Below are 25533 nucleotides of genomic sequence, written 5' to 3'. Positions count from 1 at the left end.
CAAGCCTTGATTTGTCATACCACCATTGTGTTCACGCGCTACATCTTATTAAGTTGGCAACAACGCTGTGCCAATGACGAGCGGACCTTAGGCGGCTTATTTTATGAACTTGCTGACCAAATAAAAGAACTTGACTGGTCGGTGGCTTTATTAGAACTAATGGACATTTTGCAAGCAGTCAGTGAAAAAGCGAGTCATAAACTACAAGACTTCATTGAAAGTCAACTGCAGCTCTGGATCGATACGCTGCCCAATTATATCAAGGCTTATCTACCGAATTTGGTGTGCGAAACTTGAGTTAATTAAATTATAAGTGAAGAATAAATAAAGAGCAACTTCCATCATTAAGTATTTAAATTGTTTTTTTGAAAAAAATAATTCTTTTTACAAGTTTTTTATAATATAATATTTGTACCCCTTTTCATACTTTTATAAGTTGAACTTTTGTTCGGAATAATTTAAAAGAATGGTTGCTCCTTTTTTGTGTATTAAAAAGTTGAAAAATTATGACGTTAAAGGAGGTCATACATGAGGCGATTTGATAGTTTTGAAAAAATTGTAAGTTTTATTGTAGACGTTATGCTAGGGTTTTTAGTGATTGTTGTACTAATAGCCATGGGGATGGCTATTTATGATATATTTACTCATGTAGTAGAAATGAGTTCGATGAATGAACTGTATTACGTTATTGAAGAAATTGCAACATGGTTTATTCTACTGGAAGTATTTTTGATGTTACTACGTTATGTAAAGGAAGGGCATCATGTACCGGTTCGATATCTTATTTTGATTGGTATTACTGCGGTTTCACGAAAACTTTTATTAGAACATGGCACCGGCCTAGACGCATTAATGTTAGCTATTGCTATTTTGGTTCTAGTCTTTGATTTACTTTTATTAGAAAGAGTCAGAGCTTTTCATACCCATAAGCATTCTTCAAAGGAAGAAGGCGAGGACTTCTAAAAGAAAAAACCCCTTATCAAAAATGATAAGGGGGTTATTTTTTCAAACGGTAATATCCGTTGATGCCGTTTATTGTCCTGGAGTATTGATCCCGCAAAGTCTAAGCAGGTGGGTTCCATGGCCAACGTATTGAGCTACCAAATGAGAAGGCGTGCTGCTAACGTTGGCACCTAACGGATCCCAATATATCAATAAAAATGTTCGGTCAATACTAAAAATGGATAACTCGTACATCACAGATTTCCCAAACCAATAATAGCACAAAGTTGTAGATATAGCAATAGGAGCAAAACCTCAACTCTTTCGATTCAATAGGTTTTGGAAAAGCTTACAAAAGTATTCTCATCTTCCATTCACATAAAGAGTTCAAACTTATGTTGTTTTCCAATCATTTAACTGTTTATAACGCATGGCTAATGCTTTTTCATACTTACCAGTAGCTTTTGGATGATAATAAGAAGCGTTTTTTAGTTTATCTGGTAGATATTGTTGATCTACCCAAGATTCTTGGTAATCGTGTGGATATTGATAATCAACTCCGCGGTTTAAATTTTTTGCTCCTTTATAATGGCTATCGCGTAAATGGTTTGGGACATCCCCAGATTTTCCAGCACGTACATCAGCGATTGCTTCATCTAAAGCTGTATGTGCAGAATTCGATTTCGGTGATAAGCATAGGTCAACGACAGCTTCAGCAAGTGGAATACGAGCTTCAGGTAAACCAATTTTTTCGGCCGCTTGGACAGCCTCCACACAACGCGCAGCAGCTTGCGGATTAGCTAAACCAATATCTTCATAACCAATGACCATTAAACGACGACAAATAATTGCTAAATCACCGGCTTCTACTAGGCGCGCAAGATAATGTAAAGCAGCATCTACGTCACTTCCACGAATAGATTTTTGAAAAGCAGAAATAACGTCATAGTGGGCATCGCCACCCTTATCATGAGTCAGTGCCTTTTTTTGAATGCACTCTTCAACGATCGATAATGTAATGTGGATTTGTCCATTTTCACTTTTAGGGGTTGATTTGACGGCCAACTCAAGACCATTTAAGACGCTCCGTAAATCCCCATTTGTTGCGCGACACAAATGTAGCTTAGCATTTTCATCTAAAATGACGGAGTATTCGCCTAGGCCTCGCCCCATATCTGCTAAAGCATCATCAAGAGCTTGGGCGAGGTCTGTTTCTTTTAATGGATGTACTTCAAAAATTTGTGTTCGACTTCTAATAGCAGGACTAATTGTAATATAAGGATTTTCTGTTGTAGCTCCAATCATGATAATTCTTCCATTCTCCAAATGAGGTAATAAATAATCTTGTTTTGTTTTATCTAAACGGTGAACTTCATCTAGTAATAAAATCACAGTTCCGCTCATTTTTGCTTCTTCAGCTACGATTTGTAAGTCTTTTTTTGTATCTGTTGCAGCATTAAGCATACGAAAAGCATATTGAGTCGTTCCAGCAATCGCGCTAGCAATACTCGTTTTGCCAGTTCCAGGGGGTCCATATAAAATCATGGAAGATAGCATTTGCGCGTCAATCATCCGACGAATGATTTTTCCTTGATCAACTAAATGTTGCTGACCGACTACTTCATCTAAATTTTGTGGTCGCATGCGATAACTTAGTGGTTGTTGCATGATTTTCCTTCTTTCCTTTTTTCAGTATTAAAAGTATAACATATTATGGCGCCTCTTCTTAACATGAGAAGTCCTTAATTAATCATAAATAAAAGGATGCATGACATAGATAATTTGTGTATCATGACAATAGGTGATTCAGATTGGAAGAGACCATAAAAGTTTTTGAGACGAGTTCAACAGAAGATGTCGCCCGCTTTTTAGTAGGGATGTATCTTGAGCATGAAACATCTCAAGGAAAATTGGGTGGTTATATCGTGGATTGTGAAGCATACTTAGGCCCGGAAGATATGGCTGCTCATAGTTATGGGATGAAAAACACCCCGAGATTAAAAGCAATGTATCAGAAACCAGGCACGATTTATTTATATACGATGCACACACACTTAATTTTAAATCTCGTGACACGGCAAGAAGGAATGCCACAAGGGGTAATGATAAGAGCTATCGAACCCGCAGAAGGAAAAGCGCAAATGGAAAAAAGGCGTGTGAAAACAGGAAGTGAGATTTCCAATGGTCCAGGGAAATTGGTGGAGGCCTTAGGTATCTCTAAGAATTTATATGGGGAGTCTATTTTTTCTAGTAATTTACATTTGGTGCCAGAAAAAAAGAAAGTCCCTAAAAAAATTGCCCTCCTTCCCAGAGTTGGCATCCCGAATAAAGGGAAGTGGACAGATATGCCTTTGCGTTTTGTCGCTGAAGGCAATCCTTATATAACTAAAATACGTCGTCAAGAAATTGATCCTGAAGGCGGATGGCAAGTGACGAAAGGTTCATTGAAGGGGGATCATAAATGAAATGGAACGAAGTTAAAGTAGAGACTGCCAGTGAAGCAGTTGAAGCAGTCGCTAATATTTTGATGGAAGAAGGAGCAAGTGGAGTAGAGATAGAAGATAGTAAAGATGTGGAAAATTATTCAACAGATGGTTTTGGGGAGATTATTGAAACAGAGATGATTACTTCCTTAACAGAAGGGGCTTATGTGAAGGCTTATTTTCCAGAAACGATTTTTGTTCCAGAAATTTTGCCAACGATTAGAGAAAAAGTGAATAAATTACCTGACTACGGGTTGTCCGTGGGTAAAAATGAATTAAAAGTAACCGAAGTGGCGGAAAAAGATTGGGCTACTGCTTGGAAAAAATATTATCATCCTGTACGGATTTCACGCTATCTGACAATTAAACCTAGCTGGGAGGAATACCAAACAACAGATCCTAAAGAGGAAGTGATTACTTTAGATCCAGGTATGGCCTTTGGTACAGGCACACATCCGACGACTCGTTTAACTTTACATGCTTTAGAGGCTACTTTGCGAGGAAACGAGACTGTGATTGATGTAGGTACAGGGTCAGGTGTATTAAGTATTGCTGCTAAATATTTAGGTGCAAAAGAAGTTGTAGCTTATGATTTGGACGATGTTGCTGTTAAAGCAGCAAAAGAAAATATTGCGCTTAATCCACCAGCAAAAAATATTCAAGTAAAAGCGAATAATTTGCTGACAAATGTAGAGAAAAAAGCCGACGTTATCGTCGCTAATATACTGGCTGATATTATTGTCGAAATGTTACCGGATGCTTGGCGTTTGTTAGAACCAACAGGCACTTTGATTGTTTCGGGCATTATTGAGGCCAAAAAGCAAGAAGTTATCGAGGCGATGCAAGTTCAAGGTTTTATTATCGATCAAACTTTTCAACAAAAAGATTGGTATGCTTTAACATTTAAAAAAATGGAGGAGTAATATTCATGCAACGCTACTTTACAAACGAAAAATATGAGAAAAAAAGCACTTACTCGTTAAGTGGGGAAGCTTATCATCATATGACCCATGTGTTGCGTATGAAAGAAGGAGACCAAATTTACTTAGTTTTTTCTGACCAAGTAACGATACAAGCTAAAATTACATCGATAAATGAAAAGCAAGTGTTTGTCAAAGAGGTGGCTAAAGAAAGTCAAGAGAAAGAATTGCCATTATCCATTACAATTGCTTGCGGCTATCCCAAAGGAGATAAAATCGATTGGATGGTTCAAAAAGCTACTGAATTAGGTGCTGCAGCATTTATAGGGTTCCCTGCTAAGACTTCCATTGTAAAATGGGATCAAAAAAAATTAAGTAAAAAGCAACAACGATTAGAAAAAATAACGCAAGAAGCAGCGGAGCAATCTCAACGAAGCTTTCTACCCAATGTCACGCTTTTAGCTAATGAAAAAGACTTGTCCTCCTTTTTTTCACAGTATGATTATATTTTGGTGGCTTATGAAGAATCAGCTAAACAGGATGAAACGGCTACATTGCCTAGATTATTACAAAATGTTCCTGTTAATTCTCGAATATTGGCAATTTTTGGGCCTGAGGGTGGTTTTTCACCAGAAGAAATCGCAACGTTTGAACAAAATCAGGCTCTATTTTGTGGTTTGGGGTCTAGAATTCTGCGAGCTGAAACAGCGCCCTTGTATTTATTAAGTGCTATTAGCTATCACTGCGAACTTTTGTATAGTTAAAAATTATCGACATATCGAAAAATGTGCCTCCAATTTGAATATTATTGGAGGCACATTTATTGTAAAAACGGCATATTTACAGACGGAACTACTTTGTTCGATACTCTAATAGTATTGTTGTTTAAGGTCATTTGATTTTTCAAATGTAATGTGGCAAACTGGGATTCATTTTTAGTTAAGTAAAGCGAATATTTGAAAAAAGGGCTATATTTATTGTATAATATGATTGTTAGATAGCATGAATGAACGCTTTTTTGTGAAGCGTTTATTTATATTTTCTTCTTTTATATATCAATTATCCAAAGCGTCTGGGTGGGAAAAGCCCGGACCTTTTTAACAAGGAGGGTCAATATGGCAAAAGATAGCGTGATTTCGGGACCAAGTGTTATCAAATTAGTTAGCTATTATATGAGTAATGAACATACTGCTATTGTAGAACACGCTTATGAATATGCAGCAGAAGCGCATAAAGAGCAATATCGCAAATCAGGAGAACTTTATATTGTTCATCCGGTACAAGTAGCGGGAATTTTAGCTGAGCTACATATGGACCCACACACAATTGCTGCTGGCTTTTTACACGATGTGATTGAAGATACTGAAGTAACTTTAGAAGACTTAGAAACAGAATTTGGTTCAGACGTGGCGATGATCGTTGATGGTGTAACCAAACTTGGAAAAATTAAATATAAATCTCATGAAGAACAATTAGCTGAAAATCACCGGAAAATGCTTTTGGCCATGGCTCAAGATTTACGAGTGATCATGGTAAAATTAGCTGATCGTTTGCATAATATGCGGACGTTAAAACATTTGAGAGATGATAAACAGCGAAGGATTGCTCGAGAAACGTTAGAAATTTATGTCCCCTTAGCTGATCGTTTAGGAATTAGCCGTATTAAATGGGAACTAGAAGACCTTTCATTGCGTTATCTAAATCCTAAGCAATATTATCGTATTGTTCATTTAATGCAATCTAAGCGTGATCAACGCGAAAAGTATGTCTCCCAAGCAGTAGAGGAGATTCGTGTTGCTACTGAGGAATTAAACATTTATGCAGAAATTTACGGAAGGCCTAAACATATTTATTCTGTTTATCGTAAAATGGTGGATAAGAAAAAACAATTTGATGAGATCTATGATTTGTTGGCTATTCGGGTGATTGTTGATTCAATTAAAGATTGTTATGCAGTATTGGGCGCTATTCACACAAAATGGAAACCATTACCAGGACGTTTCAAAGATTATATTGCGATGCCTAAAGCGAATATGTATCAATCGATTCATACGACAGTGATAGGTCCCCATGGCAGTCCTGTAGAAGTTCAAATTCGCACGCATCAAATGCATGAAATTGCAGAATTTGGGGTTGCTGCACACTGGGCTTATAAGGAAGGCCACACAGAAAAAATCCAACCTGATGAGTTAACAGGTCAAGTGGGGTGGTTTAAAGAATTGCTTGAGCTACAAGATGAAAGTTTTGATGCTTCTGATTTTATGGAGAGTGTTAAGGGCGACATTTTTAGCGATAAAGTTTATGTTTTTACCCCTAAAGGTGATGTCTCTGAATTGCCAAAAGGTTCAGTGCCTTTAGATTTTGCTTATCATATTCATACAGATATTGGCAACAAAACCGTAGGGGCCAAGATCAATGGGAAAATGGCTCAACTTGATTATAAATTGAGAAACGAAGATATTGTGGAAGTATTAACTTCTCCAAATTCTTTTGGTCCGAGTCGAGATTGGTTGAAATTTGTTGCTACAAGTAAAGCAAGAAATAAAATTAAACGTTTCTTTAAAGCACAAGACCGTGAAGAAAATATTGAAAAAGGACATGGAATGTTAGTTAAAACATTGCAAGAAATGGATTTTTCTGCAAAAGAAGTGCTTACAAAAACTAAAATACAAGACGTATTAGAACGTTTTAATTTCCATACAGAAGATGACTTATATGCGGCTGTGGGCTATGGCGAAATTAGTGCGACTACTTTGGCGAACCGTCTAACTGAAGAACAGCGTCGTAAACGTCAGGAAGAAAAAGAAAAACAGCGTGTACAAGACATGGTTAATAGTAGCAACAAGAAAGAGCCAGAAAAAATGAAAATTCGTCATGATGGTGGTGTCATTATTCAAGGCGTACAAAATTTGTTGGTTCGTATTAGTCATTGTTGTAACCCAGTACCCGGAGACGAGATTGTTGGTTATATTACAAAAGGCCGAGGAGTTTCCATTCATCGAAAAGATTGCCCTAATATAGAAAACTCACCCGAAATGGAAAATCGTTTAATAGAAGTCGAGTGGGAAGATACCAGCAATACAAATAAAGAATATAATGCAGAGGTTGAAGTGAACGGTTATGATCGTTCAGGCTTGTTAAATGAAATATTACAAGCAGTGAGCTCGCAAAATGACCGTATCGTTAATGTAGAAGCTCATTCGAATAAAGAAAAAACAGCAACGATTCGAATTACTGTTTCCATCAAAAATTTATCTCATCTACAATCTATTGTTGATAAAATTAAGCAAGTTCCTGATATATATAGTGTTCATCGTTTGAAAGGATAGAATTATGCGAGCAGTTGTTCAAAGAGTAAAAAATGCTAGTGTTTCAATTGAAGACGAAATTGTGGGCCAAATTGAACAAGGATTTATGGTTTTACTAGGGATCCATAAAGAAGATACTCAGGAAGATGTAGAATACTTAGTAAAAAAGATTGCTAAGTCGCGTGTTTTTGAAGACGATAATGGAAAAATGAACTTAAGTATTGCAGCTGTGCAGGGCAGTATTTTAAGCATCTCCCAGTTCACTTTATACGCAGATACTAAAAAGGGAAATCGACCAAGTTTTATTCAAGCAGCCCGTCCTGAAAGGGCAGTGCCATTATATGAGGCTTTTAACCAGGGAATAAGCCGACAAGGCATACCCGTAGTTACAGGTGAATTTGGTGCAGATATGCAAATTTCCTTAGTTAATGATGGGCCCGTTACTATTATTTATGATACTAGAGAAGTAGTATAAAATGAACATGCGAATTTTAGAAGAGAATCTAACCATCCCCTTTAGAGCTAGCGTTACTAATAGCAACGCTAGCTCTTTAGTTTCTTTTTAAAAAGGATTGTAAGCGCTTTATAAATATGGGATAATGAAGTAGCAGGAAAATTTAGTTTTATTGGGTATTTCATGAAAGAAAGAAGGAGATTGTCTATGGCAACTATTGGAGATTTTGACCACAGTGAAGTAGAAAAGGAGAATCGTTTATTTTCAAGGGTTAAAACGTTAGTAGAAACGGCTTTTTACGGGAATAATGTGACATATGTTGAAAATTTACACCAAGCTTATTATAACGCTACACAAACACCTGGGACGATTATTACAGATATGTCTGTAAAACACACTCAAGAGTTAGGTCTTCCAGAAGAAGCTAAGATGCTTATATTTAATGATGGAAAAGTAGTAGGACGAACAGCGGCAGCAAGAGTAGTTATTGGGCACCCTGGCGTTGATTCTGATTACTATCAAGGAATATTGCGAGAAGCTTTGTATCAATCGACAAAGCAACAATTTTATACGGCAAATGTCATTGTAGGACTTGACGAAAAGTTTATGGTTAAAAGCCATATCATGTTGCCAGAAGGTTTTGAGAATAATTTATATTCTTATTTGTTAAATTTTCAAATGGAAAATGAGCATTGGCAAAAGCGGTACGAAGATTCGATTTCTTATAAGGAAAATGATATTTACCTTTTTGCGGATCCTAATTGGCATCATCCTGATTTTCCTTTTGGTTTAGCCTTGTTTGATCCTGAACATAATGTAGCTGCTATTTTAGGTCTAAGATATTTTGGCGAATTGAAAAAAGCTACATTAACCCTTGCATGGGCGACAGCACACCGCAATAATTATGTAGCCTGTCATGGAGGGATTAAACAATATCATTTGCCAGATAAAAATTATACAATGGCTGCTTTTGGGCTTTCTGGTTCAGGAAAGTCTACAATTACGTTGACTAAGCATGGGGGTAAATATAAGGTAGATGTTCTGCATGATGATGCATTTGTGATTCATCGAGATACCGGAGCAACCGTTGCTCTAGAGCCATCTTATTTTGATAAAGTACAGGATTACCCCTTAACTCACGCCACAGTTGATTATTACTTAACAATGCAAAACGTTGGTGCGACTCAGGATAAAAATGGAAATACTGTCCCTGTTTTACAAGATATCAGAAATGGCAATGGTCGGACGGTAAAGTCACGTTATGTTACCGAAAATCGTGTAGATGCTTTAAATGATAAATTAGATGGTATTTTTTGGATTATGAAAGACGATAGTCTACCTCCAGTAGTGAAAGTGGAAGATCCTATTTTAGCAGCAGTATTTGGGTTAACTTTATCAACTAAACGAACCACTGCTGAAAATGTTGTGGGGGATGTGGATTTAAGTCAATTAGTTATCGAGCCATACGCCGATCCATTCCGTGCTTATCCTTTAGCTGAGGACTATCGCAATTTCCGCGATTTATTTAATAAAAATAACATTGCTTGTTACGTTTTAAACACGGGAGAATTCCAGGGAAAAGACATCACGCCACAAGTGACATTATCGAGTATTGAAAAAATAATCACAGACGAAACTTCATTTGCTCCTTTTGGTCCAATAGAAAAGATGAGTTATTTGCCGCTTCATGATTATGAAGTTGATTTTAACAATGAAGAATACGTTCAAAAAGTGAAAGATCGTTTACAAGGTCGTTTAGATTTTATCTTGAAAGAAAATGAAGAAAATGAGGGCTACGACGCTTTACCTAAGGAAACTGAGGAAGCCATGCGCCATATTTTAGCAGAATTATAAATTATATAAAATCAATTGGCAGTTAATTTCTAGCGTTAACTGCCAATTGATTTTTTATTTTTTTTACCTTTTTATACAATTTCACTTAACTTTTTTTGAATAAAATAAACCAGCACTTTACAAGACGCTCAAAATATGTTAAGCTGTACTTAACTATTAAGGTGCTAAGGAGGTCTGTAAGTGGACATTGGGAAACGGATTTATAACTTGCGTACAAGTCAAAGGATGAGTGCAAAAGAGCTTGCAAAAAAAGCAGGGGTTTCTGCTGCTTTTATTTCAGCGCTAGAACATCATACAACCAGCGCTTCTATTGCGACTTTGGAGTATTTATGTAGTGGATTAGATATTTCGTTAAGTGAATTTTTCCAAGAGGACGAGGCACCTTTAGATGTGGAGCTACTTCATAAATTCGCGAATATGAATACAGAGCAAAAAACGGCAATTTTGAACTTGATCGAAGTTTTTTGTGTAACTCAACAATCAGAAGAAAAATAGGAGGCTAAGGATGAAAGAAGAGTACTATAAGGTAACAGCTGAAGAAACAATAAAGCAATTTGAAACAGATCGAAATGAAGGTCTTTCTACCCAAACAGTGGATGAGCGTTTTGCAGAAACGGGTCCTAACGAAATCCAACAAGGCGAAAAAGTATCTCCTTGGAAACTATTATGGAATAATATCAATGACATCATTGTCTATTTATTATTAGCTGCTGCAGTTATTTCCTTTTTGATGGATGACTTAGCAGAAACAGTAGCTATTTTACTTGCCTTACTTTTGGCTGTACTTACAGGTTTTTTTACTGAGCTAAAAGCACAAAAATCTGTTGAATCTTTGCAGAGCATGATCTATACGACTACCACTGTTATTCGTGATGGAAAAATACAAACGATCGAAGCAACGAAAGTCGTTCCTGGAGATATACTCTTACTAAGAGAAGGGGACGCTGTTGCAGCAGACGGACGTATTATTTCTAGCAATAATTTTGCTTGTATTGAATCGGCGCTAACCGGTGAATCAGAAGCGGTAGAAAAAAGTGAAGATGAAACCTATGAAGAGGAAATTCCTTTAGGGGATCAAAAAAACATGGTTTTTGCTGGAACAGCAGTCACACGTGGTTATGCTTATATTGTTGTGACAGAAACTGGAATGCAGACCGAAGTTGGTAAAATTAGTGGCATGTTAGATGAAGAAAGCGATGATAAAACACCGCTAGATGTAGAACTAGATAAATTAAGTAAAGCGATTATCTTAGCTGCATTCATTGCGGGTATTGCAGTGTTTGTTGCAGGTTTACTTACGGATAAACCGTTCGTAGAAATGATCCATATTTCAATTATTTTAGCTGTTGCTGCTATCCCTGAGGCAATGCCTGCAGTGGAAACAATTACTTTATCAAAAGGTATGCGGACAATGTCCGAGCGTAAGGCATTAGTAAAAACACTGCCTGCAGTAGAAACCCTAGGTGCTACAAGCGTGATTGCCAGTGATAAGACTGGGACACTGACTGAAAATCAAATGATGGCTTCAGAATTCATATTAAGCGATGAGACGCATTATGAAGTGACTGGAGAAGGTTACGACCCTAATGGCGTCATCAAAAAAGACGGAGAAGAGATTGACCCGCAAAATAACGAAGACCTCCTTCATTTTATTCGATCTGGTGTTTTATGTAATACTGCTCATATAGATCAAAATGAAGATGGCGAATATGAAGTTGTTGGCGATCCAACAGATGGCGCTTTAGTGACGTTAGGAAAGAAAGTTGGTTTAGATCGGCAGGAATTAGAAAAGAAGGTTATAAAAAAGTTGCAGAAGTACCTTTTTCTTCGGAAAATAAATATATGATTGTTGTTTACGAAAAAGAGGGTAAACGGGAGTTAATTATAAAAGGTGCCTTTGATGTTATTTTGAATTTAGCAGATCAACCCCAACAGGTAAAAGAAGACTTGAAAGAGCAAAATGAAATGTTTGCTGAAAAAGGACAACGTGTGATTGCTATTGCTACTATATCAGATTATGATGGAGGGCTAGCTGAAGAAGAGTTAGAAAGCTCGCTAGCTGGCTTAAAAATCCAAGGGTTAGTAGGAATTATTGATCCACCTAGACCAGATGCTTACGAATCGATTGAAGATGCACAAAATGCTGGTATAAAAGTCAAAATGATCACGGGGGATCATCCTAAAACAGCTTCGATTATCGCCAAAGATATTGGTTTAGCAGACTATGACAAAATTATGACAGGTAAAGAAATCGACGAGCAGGTCGATAGTAAAGATTTTGCCAGAATTGTAGATGAAACGGCTGTTTTTGCTCGTGTGTCCCCTGAAAATAAGATGCAAATTGTATCGGCTTTAAAAGAAGAAAGTGAAGTCGTTTCAATGACAGGTGACGGCGTTAACGATGCTCCGGCTTTAAATGATGCAAACATTGGCGTTGCTATGGGTGTTAGAGGAACTGAAGTCGCAAAAGAAGCTTCGGATATGATTTTAACAGATGATCGTTTTGGTACGATTGTTGACGCTGTTGAAGAAGGACGAATTATATTTGATAATATCAAAAAATATGTCTCATTCTTGTTTGCATGTAATATGGTAGAAATTGTTGCTATTTTTGCTAGTGTAGTATTTTTACTACCAATGCCGATTGCGCCATTACACATTTTATTTTTAAATTTAATTATTGATATTGCACCTGCGATGTCCTTATCTTATGAACCAGCAGAAGAAAATGTCATGGCAAGAGGGCCACGGTCTAAAAAAGACAGCTTAGTTAATCGTCATTTCTTATCTAGAATTGTTTTTAGTGGTGTTATTATTGGACTAGCAGCTTTTGCTATATTTTGCATTTTACTAAATGGCGAGCAATCAGGCAAGTATTTACAAACGGCTGTATTTACTTTTATGGCGATCGCACAATTAATGCATATTTTAAACATTCGCAAAACTAATTCCTTTGGATTTGACCGTTCATTTTTCCAAAATAAAATACTAGTTGGTGCGATTATATTATCTGTTGCTTTGCAACTTGTGGCAGTCTACGTACCGTTTATGAACAGTCTTTTAGGAACTGAGCCTCTTCGACCAATTACTTGGGTCATTATTTTAGTTGGCGCTGTCTTGTCTACAGCGATTGTCGGAGTGTTAAACAGGATAAAGTATCATCGTTAATTTTGTTTTAACTGAATTGACAATAGAATAAAAATTAAAAATTCCCCTCGTTGAGTAATGTGAAAGTCTGGTATAATAGTTTTGATATCAATGAAAGGCTTACAATATAGTTACTTAGGAGGGGGATTTTTTTGGAAAAATTAGCAGAGTTACAAAACGAATCAGATATTCGAGGAATAGCCATCGCTACGAAAGAATATCAAGCCAACTTGACGGTGGAGGCAGTGCGAAAGATCGCAAGAGGCATCATCAATTGGTTGTGTCAGTCTGGAATTAAAGAAAAAATAACAATGGGTGTCGGTAGAGATAGTCGGTTAAGTGGTCAAAAGCTGCAAGAAACTATGATTGAAGAATTGACTGTTTATGGAGTGGACGTATACGACTTCGGTTTAGCTACGACACCAGCTTTATTTATGAGCACACAGTTTTCCCAATTTTCATGTGATGTAGGAATTATGTTAACCGCTAGTCATTTACCTTATTACTATAATGGGATTAAGATCTTTAGTCAAAAGGGGGGCGCTGAAAAAGAAGATATTTCCTATATTTTATCTCATGTTGATACAAGTGCACTAAGTAAAGAAAAAGGGGAAGTAACCGAAGCTGATTTACTAACCGTTTATGCTGAAGATCTTGTTGGAAAAATCCGTAATGCTAGACAAAAGAACGAGGACCATCCATTAGAAGGTTTTAAAATTATTGTGGATGCAGGTAATGGGGCAGGTGGCTTTTTTACTGAAAAAGTTTTGCAACCTCTCGGAGCAGATACAGCAGGTTCTCAATTTTTAACACCTGATGGCAATTTTCCTAATCATATCCCTAACCCGGACAATAAAGAGGCTATGCAAAGCATTCAGCAGGCCGTTTTAGCTAAGGGGGCTGATTTAGGTGTGATATTTGATACTGACGTTGATCGTTCGGCTGTAGTAACAAAGTCAGGAGATGTTTTGAATCGTAATCGTTTAATTGCTGTCTTAAGTCAGATTGTGTTGACTGAACATCCAGACACAAGTATCGTGACAAATTCCCCCACTTCTGACCATTTGAAAACTTTTATTGAATCCTTAGGTGGGCACCAAGTTCGTTATATTTCTGGTTACCGAAACGTGATTAACAAAGCTTTAGAGTTAAACCAAAACGGAGTAGATACGCAATTAGCGATTGAAACAAGCGGCCATGCAGCCTTTAAAGAAAACTACTTTCTAGATGATGGAGCTTATGTGATTGCTAAAATTTTAATGTTATTACCCAATTTACAAGAGAAAGGAAAAAGTTTGGAGTCATTGATTGCGGATCTAAAACAACCATTGGAAACGCAAGAAGTTCGTTTCAAGCTAGAAGCAGATAAGTATCGTACTTTAGGACAACAAGTTATTCAACAACTTGCTAATATTGATATTGCTGGATGGGAAATTGACCCAGAAAATGAAGAAGGTATTCGTTTTCGTTTGAGACCGCCTTATGGCCATGGCTGGTTTTTATTACGAATGAGTTTGCATGAGCCCTTGTTAGTATTACAAGTTGAAAATGATGAAGCCGGTTATATTATTCCTGTGTTAAGAAGAATTCAGGAATTTTTAGCCAGTTATCCCGACGTTAATCAAGAAAGATTAACGACTTTACTTCAAAATAAGTAGCTCGTAAAAGGTTTAGGACTCAAAGAGTCTAAGTAAAGTGCAAATTTATTGGCTTTACTTAGACTCTTTTTTAGAAAAAAGCTTTTATGAAATCTAGTCTTTTTCGGACTTGGATTGAAAAGGAAAAGAAAAATCTATATAATGAACGCAAATCAAAAATTGGAGGGGCAAAAATGGAAGTTTTCCGGAAAAGGCCGATAAAAAAAGATTCGGCCAATGTATTAAAACGAGAGTTAAAATTAAAAGATCTGATTATGCTAGGTATCGGCGCTATTATCGGTACAGGTATATTTGTTGTCACCGGACAAGCTTCAGCCAATTATGCTGGACCAGCTTCCATGATTTCCTTTATTATTGCAGCTTTAGTTGTTGTTTTAAACGGAATTTGTTTTGCCGAGTTTGCTTCACGAGTTCCTGTGTCCGGAGGGCCGTACAGTTACATGTATGTTGTTTTTGGTGAGTTGACAGCTTGGATAGCCGGCTGGCTTTTGATCTGTGAGTATATGCTTGCTGTTTCTTCGGTTGCTGCTGGTTGGTCTGGTTATTTTCAAGGATTTTTGAGTAATTGGGGGATCGAATTACCTCAAGCATTAACTGCTGGATACAATCCAGAGCAAGGTACATATATTGATTTAATTGCTGCATTAGTTATGGTTCTAATCACTTTATGGGTTACTCAAGAAGCTAAAAAAGCTTTACGACTTAATAACGCTATGGTCTGGGTGAAATTTGGTGTGATTATTTTGTTTGTTGCTGTGGGAGTATTTTTTGTTCAGCCAGAAAATTGGCAACCCTATATGCCTTTTGGCGTCCAAGGTGTCTTTAATGGAGCAGCTTTAGTATTCTTTGCCTTTTTAGGTTTTGATTCTATTTCAATGGCTGCTGAGGAAGTCGAGAATCCACGTAGAGATGTACCACGTGGAATTATTGGTTCTATTTTAATTGCCACCATTTTATATGTCATTGTGACGCTAATTTTAACGGGAATTGTTCCTTTTTCTCAATTAGGCGTTGCCGATCCAGTAGCTTTTGCTATGCGTTATATTAACCAAGGCTTTACTGGTTCTGTGATTTCAGTCGGGACGATTTTAACTTTACTAACAGTGACTATTTCGATGCTTTATTCTTTAGCAAGACTCATTTATTCTATTAGCAAAGATGGACTACTGCCAAAATTTTTACAACAGATTGATGAAAAGCGCCGAACTCCGAAAAATGCAACTTTTGTTGCTGGAGCCATTGGTTTATTTTTTGCTGCGGCTTTTCCTTTAAACATTTTAGCTGAATTAACCAATATTACAGCTCTGACTTGTCTAGCTTTAATGGCTTTAGGAGTGATTCGTTTACGTAAAATGCTTGGAGAGCCTAAAAAAGGTGAATTTAAAGTTCCTTTTGTTCCATTATTACCGATTATTTCAGTTATTTCTTGTGTTTTTTTAATGTTACAGTTGGATAAAATTACTTGGACTGTTTTCATTATTGCTCTTCTTTTAGGTCTGCTTATTTATTTTGCTTACGGTTATCAACATAGCGATTTGAATGAAAACAAGAGCTGATTCATATAACGAGAGCATAAACCGGCTGGACTTGTGTCCTGAAACTAAATTCAGGACATAGATCAGGTGGACTTGTGTCCTGAAAACAAACTCAGGACATAGATCAGGTGGACTTATGTCCTGAAAACAAACTCAGGACATAGATCAGATGGACTTATGTCCTGAAAACAAATTCAGGACATAGATCAGGTGGACTTGTGTCCTGAAACTAAATTCAGGACATAAGTCCTTTAATAATAAAATATCCGAACTATAGAGAAATTGTTCCTGCGATTACTCGTCGCAAACTTGCAGCAATTAACATATAGTTCGGATATTTTTGTCTTGTTTTTACTTATGTTACAGCCCACTACGACTCGCGTAGCTCAGCTTTTTTATTGTTCATTTTTTGTTGTTAATTCGATTAGCTTTTGTTTCAAACCGTCTTCTAGCTCTCCAAGTTCTACTTCAACATGACGACGATTTTCTTTACCTTCTTGTTGAATACGTAAGGTTTCCTCAATTGTTTCGACTAGATCGTTTTGTGTTTGTTGTAGTGTATCAATGTCTACAACTCCGCGTTCATTTTCTTTTGCAGTTTCAACAGCTGATACTTTCAACATCTCTGCGTTTTTCTTTAATAAATCATTTGTAGTTTCAGATACTTGTCTCTGCGCGGTCACTGCTTCTTTTTGACGTAATAACGTTAAAGCGATAACTACTTGGTTTTTCCACAAAGGAATAGCTGTATTGATCGAAGATTGAATTTTTTCGGCTAATGCTTGGTTTGTGTTTTGAATCATACGTATTTGTGGTGCTTGTTGCAAAGTAATTTCTCTAGTTAAACGTAAATCATGTGTGCGTTTATCTAATCGATTTAAAAATTGCGAGTAATCATTAGCAATTTGTACATCCATTTGTTCTCCAGTTTGTTTGGCTTTTTCCATTGCTTCTGGAATAGTTTTTTGTTCAAGTTCTTCCATTTTCACTTCACTAGCAGCAATATATAAATTGAGAGCATCAAAATAGTCTTTATTTTTTTGATAAAGTTGTTCAAGCATTTGATGGTCTTCAAGTAAACCGTCTTTTTCTTTGTCTAATTTAACAGCAACTTTATCAATTTGTGCTCCGATTTTTTGATATTTAGCAGTAATTTCATAAATCGATTGTTTTACTTTACCAAACATACGCTGAAAAATATTTCCTTCGCCAGCGCGTAGTTCGTCAGGGTTTGCTTCTTGGAGGCGATACATTAGGTCATTGAGGGAATCTCCGATAGGACCGATGTCAGACGTTTGTACCTGGTTGAGCATAGATTCGGAAAATTCGCTTAATTTTGTTTGAGCTTTAGCCCCATAACTTAATACGGCCTGTTGGTCTGTAGCATCAATTTGGTCAGCTAACTGTTTAGCTTGTTGCTGTCTGTCTTCAGTTAGTTTGTCAATTAAGCGTGGTGCTTGTTCTTGTGTATGTAACTCAGCTAGTTCGTCTTGTTGCTTTGTTGTTAGTTGATTTAAATCTGGAGTAAATGAGTTACTCATTAAATCTTCCAGTGTTTTATCCACGGATGTTTGTTCATTAGACTTATCAGCCATGATAAACATTCCTCCTTTATCTAGCCTCATGTTCTTTATAATCTTGGTCTTGTTTTAAACTTTGTTTGGCAATAGAGATCTCTACATCTAGATCATCTAAATCATCTGCCACAAATTTCTGATAATCACTGGTGATTAAAGCAGCCATTTGATCGATGATTTGAATGCTTTCTTCAATTTTATCGTAAGTTTCTCGGCTTTTAACTTCGTGTTCATTAATTTCAATGAATTTATCCGTCAAATCAACTAAATTTGGTAAGTGAGTATACAAAAAGTGGTTAGCTTCCGGCATCCTTTTTGGGGAACTGACAATTTCTTTAAACAAAGCCTTAGCTGCTTTAATCGTATCATGCCGTAAGTCTACAGCACGTAACTTTCCACTTTTGTTCATAGTCGCTTGTAAGTGCTCAATTTGTTGCTTTGTTTGGTTCATGGTTTGGCGAAACAGTTCAATCTCACTATTTGACATTCCAGCGTTAATATACTCTTGCTCTCGCTTTTTTGATAAAGCTGGTAAGTCGCTTTTGTTAGAGCGGTGTGAATTGCTCTTTAAACCATAATAAATTAGAATTCCTCCAGCAATAAAGAACAATAACGGAAAGTAATCAAGTGAGTCATTTACCCAAAAAACACGAATCAAAAAAATGGCTCCCAAAGCGAGGACGAACCATAATGTCCATTTTGATTTTTTCATTTATTAGAACCCCCTAAATTCCTTATATACAAATACTCTCTGTCTTTTATCTACAATTTTATTTTAGCATGTCATACAAAATAAAAGAATCCGACTTTGGGTGTATTTTAATAAATTTAGAAAAAACATAATTTTTTTGTGTTAAAATAGAAGAAATTTATAGGTTAATAAAAGAAAGTTTGGTGAAAAGATGCGAAATTTTGCGGATTTTGCAGAAACGACAATAACTAGAAAACAATTATACCGAGGCAAAATTATAGACGTAGCCTTAGATGATGTCCAATTACCCAATGGAGGAACTTCTAAGCGAGAGTTGGTCTTTCATTCAGGAGGAGTAGGTATTATTGCGATTACTCCAGAAAATAAAATGGTGTTTGTACGCCAATTTCGCAAACCATTGGAAAAAGTTATTTTAGAAATTCCTGCTGGCAAAATAGATCCGGGAGAAAACGATCACCCAGAAGTAACAGGGAAGAGAGAATTAGAAGAAGAAACGGGATATACCTGCAATTCTATGACACACCTTGCTTCTATGTATTTGTCTCCTGGCTTTTCTAATGAAATGATGCATATATATCAAGCAGAGGATATAAAAAAGACAGCTAACCCTAAATCACAAGATGAAGATGAACTGCTTGAACTTTACGAATTGACATTAGACGAAGCTGAACAAGCAATAAAGGATCAAACCGTTTGCGATGCAAAAACAGTCTATGCTATTAATTGGTGGAGATTATTGCTTGCTCAAAGGAGTGGTTAATATGGCCAAAAACCCGCTTATTTCTCGTTCACAGTTACGAAAATATCGAAGTGAAACTAGAGATGTACAAGAACAAAAGCGTGAACAAACAAAAGCAGAGTATCATGGAGATGAAGAAGAAAAAATCGATAATTACTATCGAAAGCAACTAAAAAAAAATAAACCCATAAATACAACGCGTTCTAGCCAAAATCAGCGGTCACGTCAAATGAATACTTTTTTGATGAAATGGATCGTTATTGTATTTTTATTATTGGTTCTTGTGTTAATGATGGTGTTTTTCATATAATTAGTTTGTTGAGCAATTTTGTAATTTTTAGTAGAAAAATGAAATGTTAGAAAAAGGGAGAACACGATGAAAATAGGAATTATCGGTGCAATGGCACAGGAAGTCAAAGTTTTGACTGAATCATTAGAAGAAATGGAAAGATGGGAGAAAGCGGGAGCTACCTTTTATTCGGGGAAAATGGCAGAAAATGAAGTCATTATAGTACAATCTGGTATTGGAAAAGTATTAGCTTCGCTGACGGCAAGTCTTTTGATTCAACAATATCAAGTAGATCTTCTAATTAATACTGGTTCAGCTGGAGGAATTAATTCTGATCTTTCTGTGGGAGATGTAGTCATTGCGGATAAACTAGCTTACTACGACGTAGATGCCACTGGATTTGGTTATGCATATGGTCAACTTCCCGGAGGCATGCCTTTGTATTACGAGACAGATAAAAGATTAGTCGATCAAATTGCTGATGCAGCGGAAAAAGAAGGCCTTTCAAATAAAAAAGGATTGATTGTTACTGGAGATTCTTTTATCGATGATCCAAATAAAATCCAAGAAATTTTAAACAACTTTCCTGAAGCCTTGTGCTGTGAAATGGAAGGAGCCGCGATTGCCCAGACAGCTCAGCAATTTGATGTAGCTGCAGTGGTTATTCGGGCAATGAGTGACACAGCGGATCATAAAGCCACTCAAAGTTTTGATGAGTTTATTGACCAAGCAGGGAAACGTTCTGCGGAAATAGTAATGACTTTTATTCGTTCTGTTTAAAAAGAACGGAGAAAAAGAGTCTATGGCATAAGTATTGTCTTGATTTTACTTATGTCATAGGCTCTTTTTATTTGTTATTACCAAATTTTTACTCGATTTTCGGGTTTTCGATACATTTTATCAGTAGGGTGAATATCAAAAGCAGTGAAAAATTCATCCAAATTTTGTAACTGAATATTTGCTCGTAACTTCGCAGGTGCATGCACGTCAATGGCTAATAGTAATTGTTGGTACTCTGGTTTCGCTTTTGTACGCCAAATTTTTGCCCAGTTTCGAAAGAAGGCTTCTAGGTCAACTTGTTCTTCATTTTTGGCTGCTTCTAAAGCACAACTCAGGCCACCGGCATCGGCAATATTTTCCGAAACAGTCAATGTCCCGTTAACTGAACCACCGGCAATTTCTAATCCATCAAATTCATCAATCATCTCTTGTGCTAATTTTTCAAAATAGTCCAGATCTTCTTTTGTCCACCAATCATTTAAGTTACCATATTCATCAAATTTCGCACCATTATTATCAAAAGCATGAGAAATTTCGTGGGCAATAACAGCACCCACTCCCCCATAATTAGCACTAGCGGATTGTTCAAGACTATAAAATGGGGGTTGCAAAATTGCAGCAGGAAAAACGATAATATTTAATGATCCATTATAATAGGCATTTACAGTAGAAGCTGCCATCTCCCATTCGTTACGGTCAACAGGTTGTTTAAATTTCTTAAAGTTATCCTTGCGAACGAGTTGGGTAAAGCGACGGACATTTGCTACAAGTGATTCTTCCTGACTTGTTACTAAGTTTTCATATACCTCTGATATTTTAGACGGATAGCCTACGTTGATTCCTATTTTATCTAACTTTAGGAGCGCTTTTTCTTTAGTCGCTTCACCTAGCCAATTGTTTTGTTTTAAGCGACTTTTATAGACACTAATCATTGAGTGAACCATGTGTTCGACATCTTGTTTTGCTTTTTCTCCAAAATATTTCTTCCCGTAGTAAAGACCAATAATTTGATCAAAATGATTTAATGTTAAATGAAAAGCGGCTTTTTCTTGGGATGGGATTTCATCGATACCTGTTAAAGAACGCCGATAGAGGCTGCTGGCTTGTCGAAAATCTTCGGTTAGATATTTTGCATAAGCTACCACTGTCAATGCATACATCCAGCTTTTCAATAAAGGAAAATGGCCGTCTGTAACAAAAGTATTAAAATGTTCGAAAAACTCTGGCTCAGTGACAATGACTTGATCCACTTGTTTATCAAATATTTCGTTGAAGGCTTTATTAAAATCGATTTGGTTTGAATAATCTATCACTGTTTTTCGGTCGCGTGGGTTATAGAGTTTTGTATGGTCAGCATTTTCTTCGGCAGTACGCACGTAAGGAACCAGGCTACGATCAAAGGCTAGTGCTTGTTCTGCGATTGTTTCGCTTTCTGATTGGCTACAACCCGTTAGCTTTAGTAAATGGACGACCATGTCAAAAAAGACCTGTAATAGTTCTTCTCCTTGTTGAGTGTCATAGTATGTTTTGTCTGGCAGTATCAAAGAAGCAGGGACAAGATATAAAGCATGCTCTTGCGTGTGTTTCATATTTGCATCAACAAAAAAGTCAAAAGGTAAGGGAAGTCCTTCTTGAAGCCAACTTGCTAGTTGTTGGTTGAGGTCACTGAAATTAGTAACTTCTTGGATACGATCAAGCAGGTCTTTGATAGGTGTTGCTTGTAAAGCTTCTCTTTTATCATAATCGTTTGCTAGACGATAAAAGGATACTGCTTCCTTCATTTTGCTGTCAGGGATATCAGCATTACCTAGGGACATGTCTTTTAATTCTTTCATTAAAAGTTTTTCAATATTTTCGGCTAAATTTTGAAAGCTACCTGTTGCGGGTTTATCTGCAGGTATTTCCGCAGTTTTCAGCCAATTTTCATTAATAGCTTCATAAAAATCATCTTTTAAGTTTATCATATTTACCTCCATTTCTATTATTAATTATGATACAAATAAAAAAGAGAAACAAGCCTCTGGACGTAAATAAGATCAATACTTTTCAATTATCCTTATCACGGGATTAATCGTACGATTTCCTTGCTTTAAAACTTATGGTAGACTAAAATAAAAACGTGATAAAATAAAAAATAGATTAATGGAGGCAGTCATGGACGCAAAGTATGAAGACGAATCATTGAAATTTTTTAGTTTAAATGGGAATCTGCCGTTGGCAAAAAAGATTGCACAAGTTTTTGGATCAAAACTGGGAAAGTGTAAAATTAAAAGTTTCAGTGATGGAGAAATTTCGATCAATATTGAAGAAAGTGTTCGTGGAGTAGATACATTTATTATCCAAGCAACGAACCGTCCTGTGAATGATTATTATATGGAATTATTGATCATGATAGATGCAATGAAACGAGCAAGCGCCAAGACAATCAACGTGGTTTTGCCTTACTATGCTTATGCGCGGCAAGATCGTACGGCTAATCCACATGAACCAATTACCGCAAAGTTAATTGCCAATCTCATTGTTGAAGCTGGCGCGACTCGTGTATTGACATTAGATCTTCATACAGTCCAAGTCCAAGGATTTTTCGATATACCAGTAGATAATTTGTTTACTATGCCGTTATTTGCACAATATTATCGAGCACAAGAAATGGTAGGTGATGATTATGTTGTTGTATCACCTAAAAACAGTGGTGTTCAGCGAGCACGGAGTCTAGCGGAATATTTAGATACAACCATTGCCATTGTCGACCAAGGCGAATTTGAAGAAGATGAAGGTTATGTCATTGGGGATGTTCGTAACAAAAACTGTATACTAGTAGATGATATTTTAAATTCCGGACAGACACTTGTTAAGGCCTCTGAACTCTTAAAAGCAAATGGAGCGAAAAAGGTGGACGCATGTGCTTCACATGCGTTACTTAGCGATAACGCTAAAGAAAGATTAGAACAATCAGCAATTGTTGATATTTGCGTAACCGATTCTTGTCTAACTGAAGAGAGTCGACATCCAGAAAATATCACTTATATTACTTCTGCTAAACTTTTAGGAGAAGCAGTCAAACGTATTCATGAAAATACACCAATGAGTCCTTTATTTAATAAAGTGGATAAAGGCTTTTTATAAAACGAAACCAATGAAAGAATAGCTTGTTGTTTTTTCATTGGCACTTTTCGCAGTAAATGCATTTAGAAAAGAGGTGCGAAAATGGTTTATTTAGATCATGCGGCAACAACTCCTATGCGTCCTGAAGTTGTTGAAGAAATGACTCAAGTAATGAAAGAAACTTTTGGGAATCCTTCTAGCATTCATCAATATGGACGTCATGGGAATACAAAACTAGAAAATGCACGTCAAAGCATTGCAGATAGTCTAGAGGTAAAGCCTCATGAGATTATTTTTAATAGTGGCGGAACAGAAAGTGATAATACAGCTCTTATTGAGACAGCTTTCGCAAAACAATCTCAAGGAAAACATATCATTACGACAGCTATTGAACATCCTTCTGTTTTAAATACAGCCAGATATTTAGAGCAGCTAGGTTTTGAAGTGACCTACTTGCCTGTAGATAAAAAAGGCCAATTAGCTGTTAATGAAGTAAAAAAAGCTCTGCGGTCTGATACGATTCTAGTTTCTATAATGATGGCCAATAATGAAACGGGAAATCTTTTACCGATTGCAGAAATTGGCGAATTGTTACAGGATCATCCAGCAGTTTTTCATACAGATGCCGTACAAACGTATGGTAAAATTCCCGTGTATCCTAATATATTGCATGTAGATTTATTGAGTGTATCTGCTCATAAATTTAATGGCCCTAAAGGGGTTGGTTTTTTATATAAACATGATGATATTTCTCTTCCAAGCTTTTTGCACGGAGGTGAACAAGAGGAAAAGCGACGAGCAGGCACACACAATTTAGCTGGTATCTGTGCGATGGCTAAAGCAATTGAACTGCTACCAGCTCAAACTCAAATCGATAACCAAGAAAAATACCAGAAATTTTCAGATAAGCTTTTGAAGATTTTAACTGCGCAAGGAATTACGTATCATTTAAATGGGGATCCAGACAAAAAGTTATCTCATGTTTTGAACTTGCAATTTCCAGGCGTTTCTAATGATTTATTGTTAATGCAATTGGACCTAAAAGGATTTGCAATTTCTACGGGTTCTGCCTGCACAGCTGGTAACATTGAGCCTTCTCATGTGCTTGAAGCAATGTATGGCAAAGACGCTGAAGCGATAAATGAATCTATCCGTGTTAGTTTTGGCTATGGTAATACTGACAAAGATGTTGAGCAATTTGCCCAAGCAATTATTGATACCATTCAGCGTTTAAAAGAAAGACACTAGAAAATTCAATGAAAAGCCTTTATAATAAAGAAAAATGAAGGTAATGAGGTGAAAAAATGGCTTTTCAAGAAACAGCAACAATTTTAGGTGCAAATACTAAGTACAAATTAGCGAGTACGGCTAAAAAATATACGCTGCGTGATAATGGATTTACCGAAACGTCTAGTGGCAACTTTCAGTTGATTCGGCCGCTGGAAGCTACTCCTCACAGTAAAGAAGGCTTCAAGCTGAAAATTACTGTTGATAAAAATATTCAGAAGTTAAAAATGTCCGTAACAACATCGAATGGATTGAAAGCAGTGGATATTTTTAAGAACAAAAATGAAGCGTTACAAGAACAGTTTTATTTCTTGATGGATAGTTTTATAGACCGGGGGCTGTTAGAAAAAGCTTAAAATGTTAGATAGAAAAGTTTGCAATGGCTTTTTGCAAGCTTTTTTGTTTGGAAATTTAGAAGCCTAAGTGTAAAATTTATTGAGGTTTCCTCTAGACGAATAAAAAAGAAACCGTTACTCTATTCATTGGGCTGACAGGCACTAATGAATAAAGGCGGTTTCTTATGGATTCTATTGTAACAGATTTAGTGGAAGTAATGAAGAAGGAAAGAAATTTTTTAGCAAGAGAAAGAGCCATGATGATTTTTTTTGCGCAACTGATAGCGACAATCACCCAACTAGCTTTTCAAACGCTCGATGAAGAAATTTGTGCCCAATGGAAGAAAGAAGGCTTTCGCGTCGACCGCAAAAGCGAAAGAACCATCACCTTTTTGTTTGGCACGGTGA

21 protein-coding genes, 1 other RNA gene and 3 pseudogenes are annotated in these 25533 nt (G+C 36.6%); 20 read left to right on the top strand and 5 right to left on the bottom strand.

Annotated elements, in window-relative coordinates; translation table 11 throughout:
• Positions 1-297, top strand: a pseudogene (locus tag G577_RS12160) (IS4-like element ISTeha3 family transposase); the annotation flags it as partial.
• Positions 298-528: 231 nt separating this feature from the next.
• Entirely contained in the window at positions 529-963 is a 435-nt protein-coding gene (locus tag G577_RS0105670) for a phosphate-starvation-inducible protein PsiE (RefSeq protein ID WP_028790370.1), read from the top strand.
• 49 nt (positions 964-1012) lie between these two features.
• On the opposite strand, the gene ssrS is transcribed toward G577_RS0105670, so the two are convergent.
• Positions 1013-1208, bottom strand: a non-coding RNA gene (gene ssrS / locus G577_RS11795) — 6S RNA.
• 127 nt (positions 1209-1335) lie between these two features.
• A complete protein-coding gene (locus G577_RS0105665; RefSeq protein WP_028790369.1) occupies positions 1336-2610 on the bottom strand; it encodes a replication-associated recombination protein A in 1275 nt (424 codons plus the stop codon).
• 143 nt (positions 2611-2753) lie between these two features.
• On the opposite strand from G577_RS0105665, the gene G577_RS11105 reads away from it, so the two are divergent.
• From G577_RS11105 to G577_RS0105615, 11 genes and pseudogenes are all read left to right on the top strand, one after another.
• Complete coding sequence (locus G577_RS11105) at positions 2754-3407, top strand: DNA-3-methyladenine glycosylase (RefSeq protein ID WP_051176658.1); 654 nt, start codon at positions 2754-2756, stop codon at positions 3405-3407.
• On the top strand, positions 3404-4348 hold the full coding sequence (gene prmA / locus G577_RS0105655) for a 50S ribosomal protein L11 methyltransferase (protein ID WP_028790368.1): 945 nt from the start codon (positions 3404-3406) through the stop codon (positions 4346-4348). Before G577_RS11105 ends, prmA begins: the two co-directional genes overlap by 4 nt.
• Positions 4349-4353: 5 nt before the next feature.
• Positions 4354-5109 carry a 16S rRNA (uracil(1498)-N(3))-methyltransferase gene (locus G577_RS0105650; RefSeq protein WP_028790367.1) on the top strand — a complete coding sequence of 252 codons (756 nt, stop codon included), beginning with the start codon at positions 4354-4356 and terminating at the stop codon, positions 5107-5109.
• Between the two features lie 351 nt (positions 5110-5460).
• Positions 5461-7674: a RelA/SpoT family protein gene (locus tag G577_RS0105645; RefSeq protein ID WP_028790366.1), complete on the top strand. Its 2214-nt coding sequence runs from the start codon at positions 5461-5463 to the stop codon at positions 7672-7674.
• A 4-nt stretch (positions 7675-7678) separates the two neighbouring features.
• Positions 7679-8128 (top strand): D-aminoacyl-tRNA deacylase, encoded by a 450-nt coding sequence (dtd, locus tag G577_RS0105640; RefSeq protein ID WP_028790365.1) that lies wholly within the window; start codon positions 7679-7681, stop codon positions 8126-8128.
• Between the two features lie 186 nt (positions 8129-8314).
• Entirely contained in the window at positions 8315-9961 is a 1647-nt protein-coding gene (locus G577_RS0105635) for a phosphoenolpyruvate carboxykinase (ATP) (protein ID WP_028790364.1), read from the top strand.
• Between the two features lie 180 nt (positions 9962-10141).
• Positions 10142-10456, top strand: a complete 315-nt coding sequence (locus tag G577_RS0105630) for a helix-turn-helix domain-containing protein (protein ID WP_028790363.1) — start codon at positions 10142-10144, stop codon at positions 10454-10456.
• Positions 10457-10466: 10 nt separating this feature from the next.
• Positions 10467-12554: pseudogene (locus G577_RS11100) on the top strand (HAD-IC family P-type ATPase); the annotation flags it as partial.
• 44 nt (positions 12555-12598) lie between these two features.
• Positions 12599-13129, top strand: coding sequence for a cation transporting ATPase C-terminal domain-containing protein (locus G577_RS12700; protein ID WP_425314962.1), 531 nt, complete (start codon positions 12599-12601; stop codon positions 13127-13129).
• A 131-nt stretch (positions 13130-13260) separates the two neighbouring features.
• A complete protein-coding gene (locus G577_RS0105620; RefSeq protein ID WP_028790362.1) occupies positions 13261-14766 on the top strand; it encodes a phosphohexomutase domain-containing protein in 1506 nt (501 codons plus the stop codon).
• A gap of 173 nt (positions 14767-14939) precedes the next feature.
• Positions 14940-16322 (top strand): APC family permease, encoded by a 1383-nt coding sequence (locus G577_RS0105615; RefSeq protein WP_028790361.1) that lies wholly within the window; start codon positions 14940-14942, stop codon positions 16320-16322.
• A gap of 374 nt (positions 16323-16696) precedes the next feature.
• Here the strand turns inward: G577_RS0105615 and G577_RS0105610 are convergent, their stop codons facing one another.
• Entirely contained in the window at positions 16697-17896 is a 1200-nt protein-coding gene (locus G577_RS0105610) for a toxic anion resistance protein (protein ID WP_038024014.1), read from the bottom strand.
• 16 nt (positions 17897-17912) lie between these two features.
• Positions 17913-18590, bottom strand: coding sequence for a 5-bromo-4-chloroindolyl phosphate hydrolysis family protein (locus tag G577_RS0105605; RefSeq protein WP_028790359.1), 678 nt, complete (start codon positions 18588-18590; stop codon positions 17913-17915).
• 190 nt (positions 18591-18780) lie between these two features.
• Here G577_RS0105605 and G577_RS0105600 point away from each other — a divergent pair, with 190 nt between their 5' ends.
• The 3 genes from G577_RS0105600 to G577_RS0105590 all read left to right on the top strand — a co-directional run bounded on the left by G577_RS0105600 (position 18781) and on the right by G577_RS0105590 (position 20398).
• Positions 18781-19350 carry an NUDIX hydrolase gene (locus tag G577_RS0105600; protein WP_028790358.1) on the top strand — a complete coding sequence of 190 codons (570 nt, stop codon included), beginning with the start codon at positions 18781-18783 and terminating at the stop codon, positions 19348-19350.
• Position 19351: 1 nt separating this feature from the next.
• Positions 19352-19639 carry a cell wall synthase accessory phosphoprotein MacP gene (gene macP / locus G577_RS0105595; protein ID WP_028790357.1) on the top strand — a complete coding sequence of 96 codons (288 nt, stop codon included), beginning with the start codon at positions 19352-19354 and terminating at the stop codon, positions 19637-19639.
• Positions 19640-19705: 66 nt separating this feature from the next.
• Positions 19706-20398 carry a 5'-methylthioadenosine/adenosylhomocysteine nucleosidase gene (locus G577_RS0105590; RefSeq protein WP_028790356.1) on the top strand — a complete coding sequence of 231 codons (693 nt, stop codon included), beginning with the start codon at positions 19706-19708 and terminating at the stop codon, positions 20396-20398.
• 77 nt (positions 20399-20475) lie between these two features.
• On the opposite strand, the gene G577_RS0105585 is transcribed toward G577_RS0105590, so the two are convergent.
• Positions 20476-22362 (bottom strand): M13 family metallopeptidase, encoded by a 1887-nt coding sequence (locus G577_RS0105585; protein WP_028790355.1) that lies wholly within the window; start codon positions 22360-22362, stop codon positions 20476-20478.
• A 190-nt stretch (positions 22363-22552) separates the two neighbouring features.
• On the opposite strand from G577_RS0105585, the gene G577_RS0105580 reads away from it, so the two are divergent.
• The 4 genes and pseudogenes from G577_RS0105580 to G577_RS0105565 form a co-directional block, all read left to right on the top strand.
• Entirely contained in the window at positions 22553-23524 is a 972-nt protein-coding gene (locus tag G577_RS0105580; protein ID WP_028790354.1) for a ribose-phosphate diphosphokinase, read from the top strand.
• A gap of 81 nt (positions 23525-23605) precedes the next feature.
• Positions 23606-24751 carry a cysteine desulfurase family protein gene (locus G577_RS0105575; RefSeq protein WP_028790353.1) on the top strand — a complete coding sequence of 382 codons (1146 nt, stop codon included), beginning with the start codon at positions 23606-23608 and terminating at the stop codon, positions 24749-24751.
• A 56-nt stretch (positions 24752-24807) separates the two neighbouring features.
• Entirely contained in the window at positions 24808-25146 is a 339-nt protein-coding gene (locus G577_RS0105570) for a DUF1831 domain-containing protein (RefSeq protein WP_028790352.1), read from the top strand.
• A gap of 164 nt (positions 25147-25310) precedes the next feature.
• Positions 25311-25533 (top strand): annotated as a pseudogene (locus G577_RS0105565) (ISLre2-like element ISTeha1 family transposase); the annotation flags it as partial.

The organism is Tetragenococcus muriaticus DSM 15685 (genome assembly GCF_000423785.1).
Classification (GTDB): domain Bacteria; phylum Bacillota; class Bacilli; order Lactobacillales; family Enterococcaceae; genus Tetragenococcus; species Tetragenococcus muriaticus.
The sequence above is the reverse complement of the archived record's forward strand: the minus strand, read 5'-3'. Positions and strand labels throughout refer to the sequence as shown.

Coding starts and splice junctions, on each gene's coding strand:
- G577_RS0105610 (WP_038024014.1), bottom strand. CDS start 17,896: ATGGCTGATAAGTCTAATGAACAAACATCCGTGGATAAAACACTGGAA.
- macP (WP_028790357.1), top strand. CDS start 19,352: ATGGCCAAAAACCCGCTTATTTCTCGTTCACAGTTACGAAAATATCGA.
- dtd (WP_028790365.1), top strand. CDS start 7,679: ATGCGAGCAGTTGTTCAAAGAGTAAAAAATGCTAGTGTTTCAATTGAA.
- G577_RS0105590 (WP_028790356.1), top strand. CDS start 19,706: ATGAAAATAGGAATTATCGGTGCAATGGCACAGGAAGTCAAAGTTTTG.
- G577_RS0105580 (WP_028790354.1), top strand. CDS start 22,553: ATGGACGCAAAGTATGAAGACGAATCATTGAAATTTTTTAGTTTAAAT.
- G577_RS0105575 (WP_028790353.1), top strand. CDS start 23,606: ATGGTTTATTTAGATCATGCGGCAACAACTCCTATGCGTCCTGAAGTT.
- prmA (WP_028790368.1), top strand. CDS start 3,404: ATGAAATGGAACGAAGTTAAAGTAGAGACTGCCAGTGAAGCAGTTGAA.
- G577_RS0105635 (WP_028790364.1), top strand. CDS start 8,315: ATGGCAACTATTGGAGATTTTGACCACAGTGAAGTAGAAAAGGAGAAT.
- G577_RS0105650 (WP_028790367.1), top strand. CDS start 4,354: ATGCAACGCTACTTTACAAACGAAAAATATGAGAAAAAAAGCACTTAC.
- G577_RS0105670 (WP_028790370.1), top strand. CDS start 529: ATGAGGCGATTTGATAGTTTTGAAAAAATTGTAAGTTTTATTGTAGAC.
- G577_RS0105645 (WP_028790366.1), top strand. CDS start 5,461: ATGGCAAAAGATAGCGTGATTTCGGGACCAAGTGTTATCAAATTAGTT.
- G577_RS12700 (WP_425314962.1), top strand. CDS start 12,599: ATGCCGATTGCGCCATTACACATTTTATTTTTAAATTTAATTATTGAT.
- G577_RS0105665 (WP_028790369.1), bottom strand. CDS start 2,610: ATGCAACAACCACTAAGTTATCGCATGCGACCACAAAATTTAGATGAA.
- G577_RS0105615 (WP_028790361.1), top strand. CDS start 14,940: ATGGAAGTTTTCCGGAAAAGGCCGATAAAAAAAGATTCGGCCAATGTA.
- G577_RS0105585 (WP_028790355.1), bottom strand. CDS start 22,362: ATGATAAACTTAAAAGATGATTTTTATGAAGCTATTAATGAAAATTGG.
- G577_RS0105570 (WP_028790352.1), top strand. CDS start 24,808: ATGGCTTTTCAAGAAACAGCAACAATTTTAGGTGCAAATACTAAGTAC.
- G577_RS0105605 (WP_028790359.1), bottom strand. CDS start 18,590: ATGAAAAAATCAAAATGGACATTATGGTTCGTCCTCGCTTTGGGAGCC.
- G577_RS0105600 (WP_028790358.1), top strand. CDS start 18,781: ATGCGAAATTTTGCGGATTTTGCAGAAACGACAATAACTAGAAAACAA.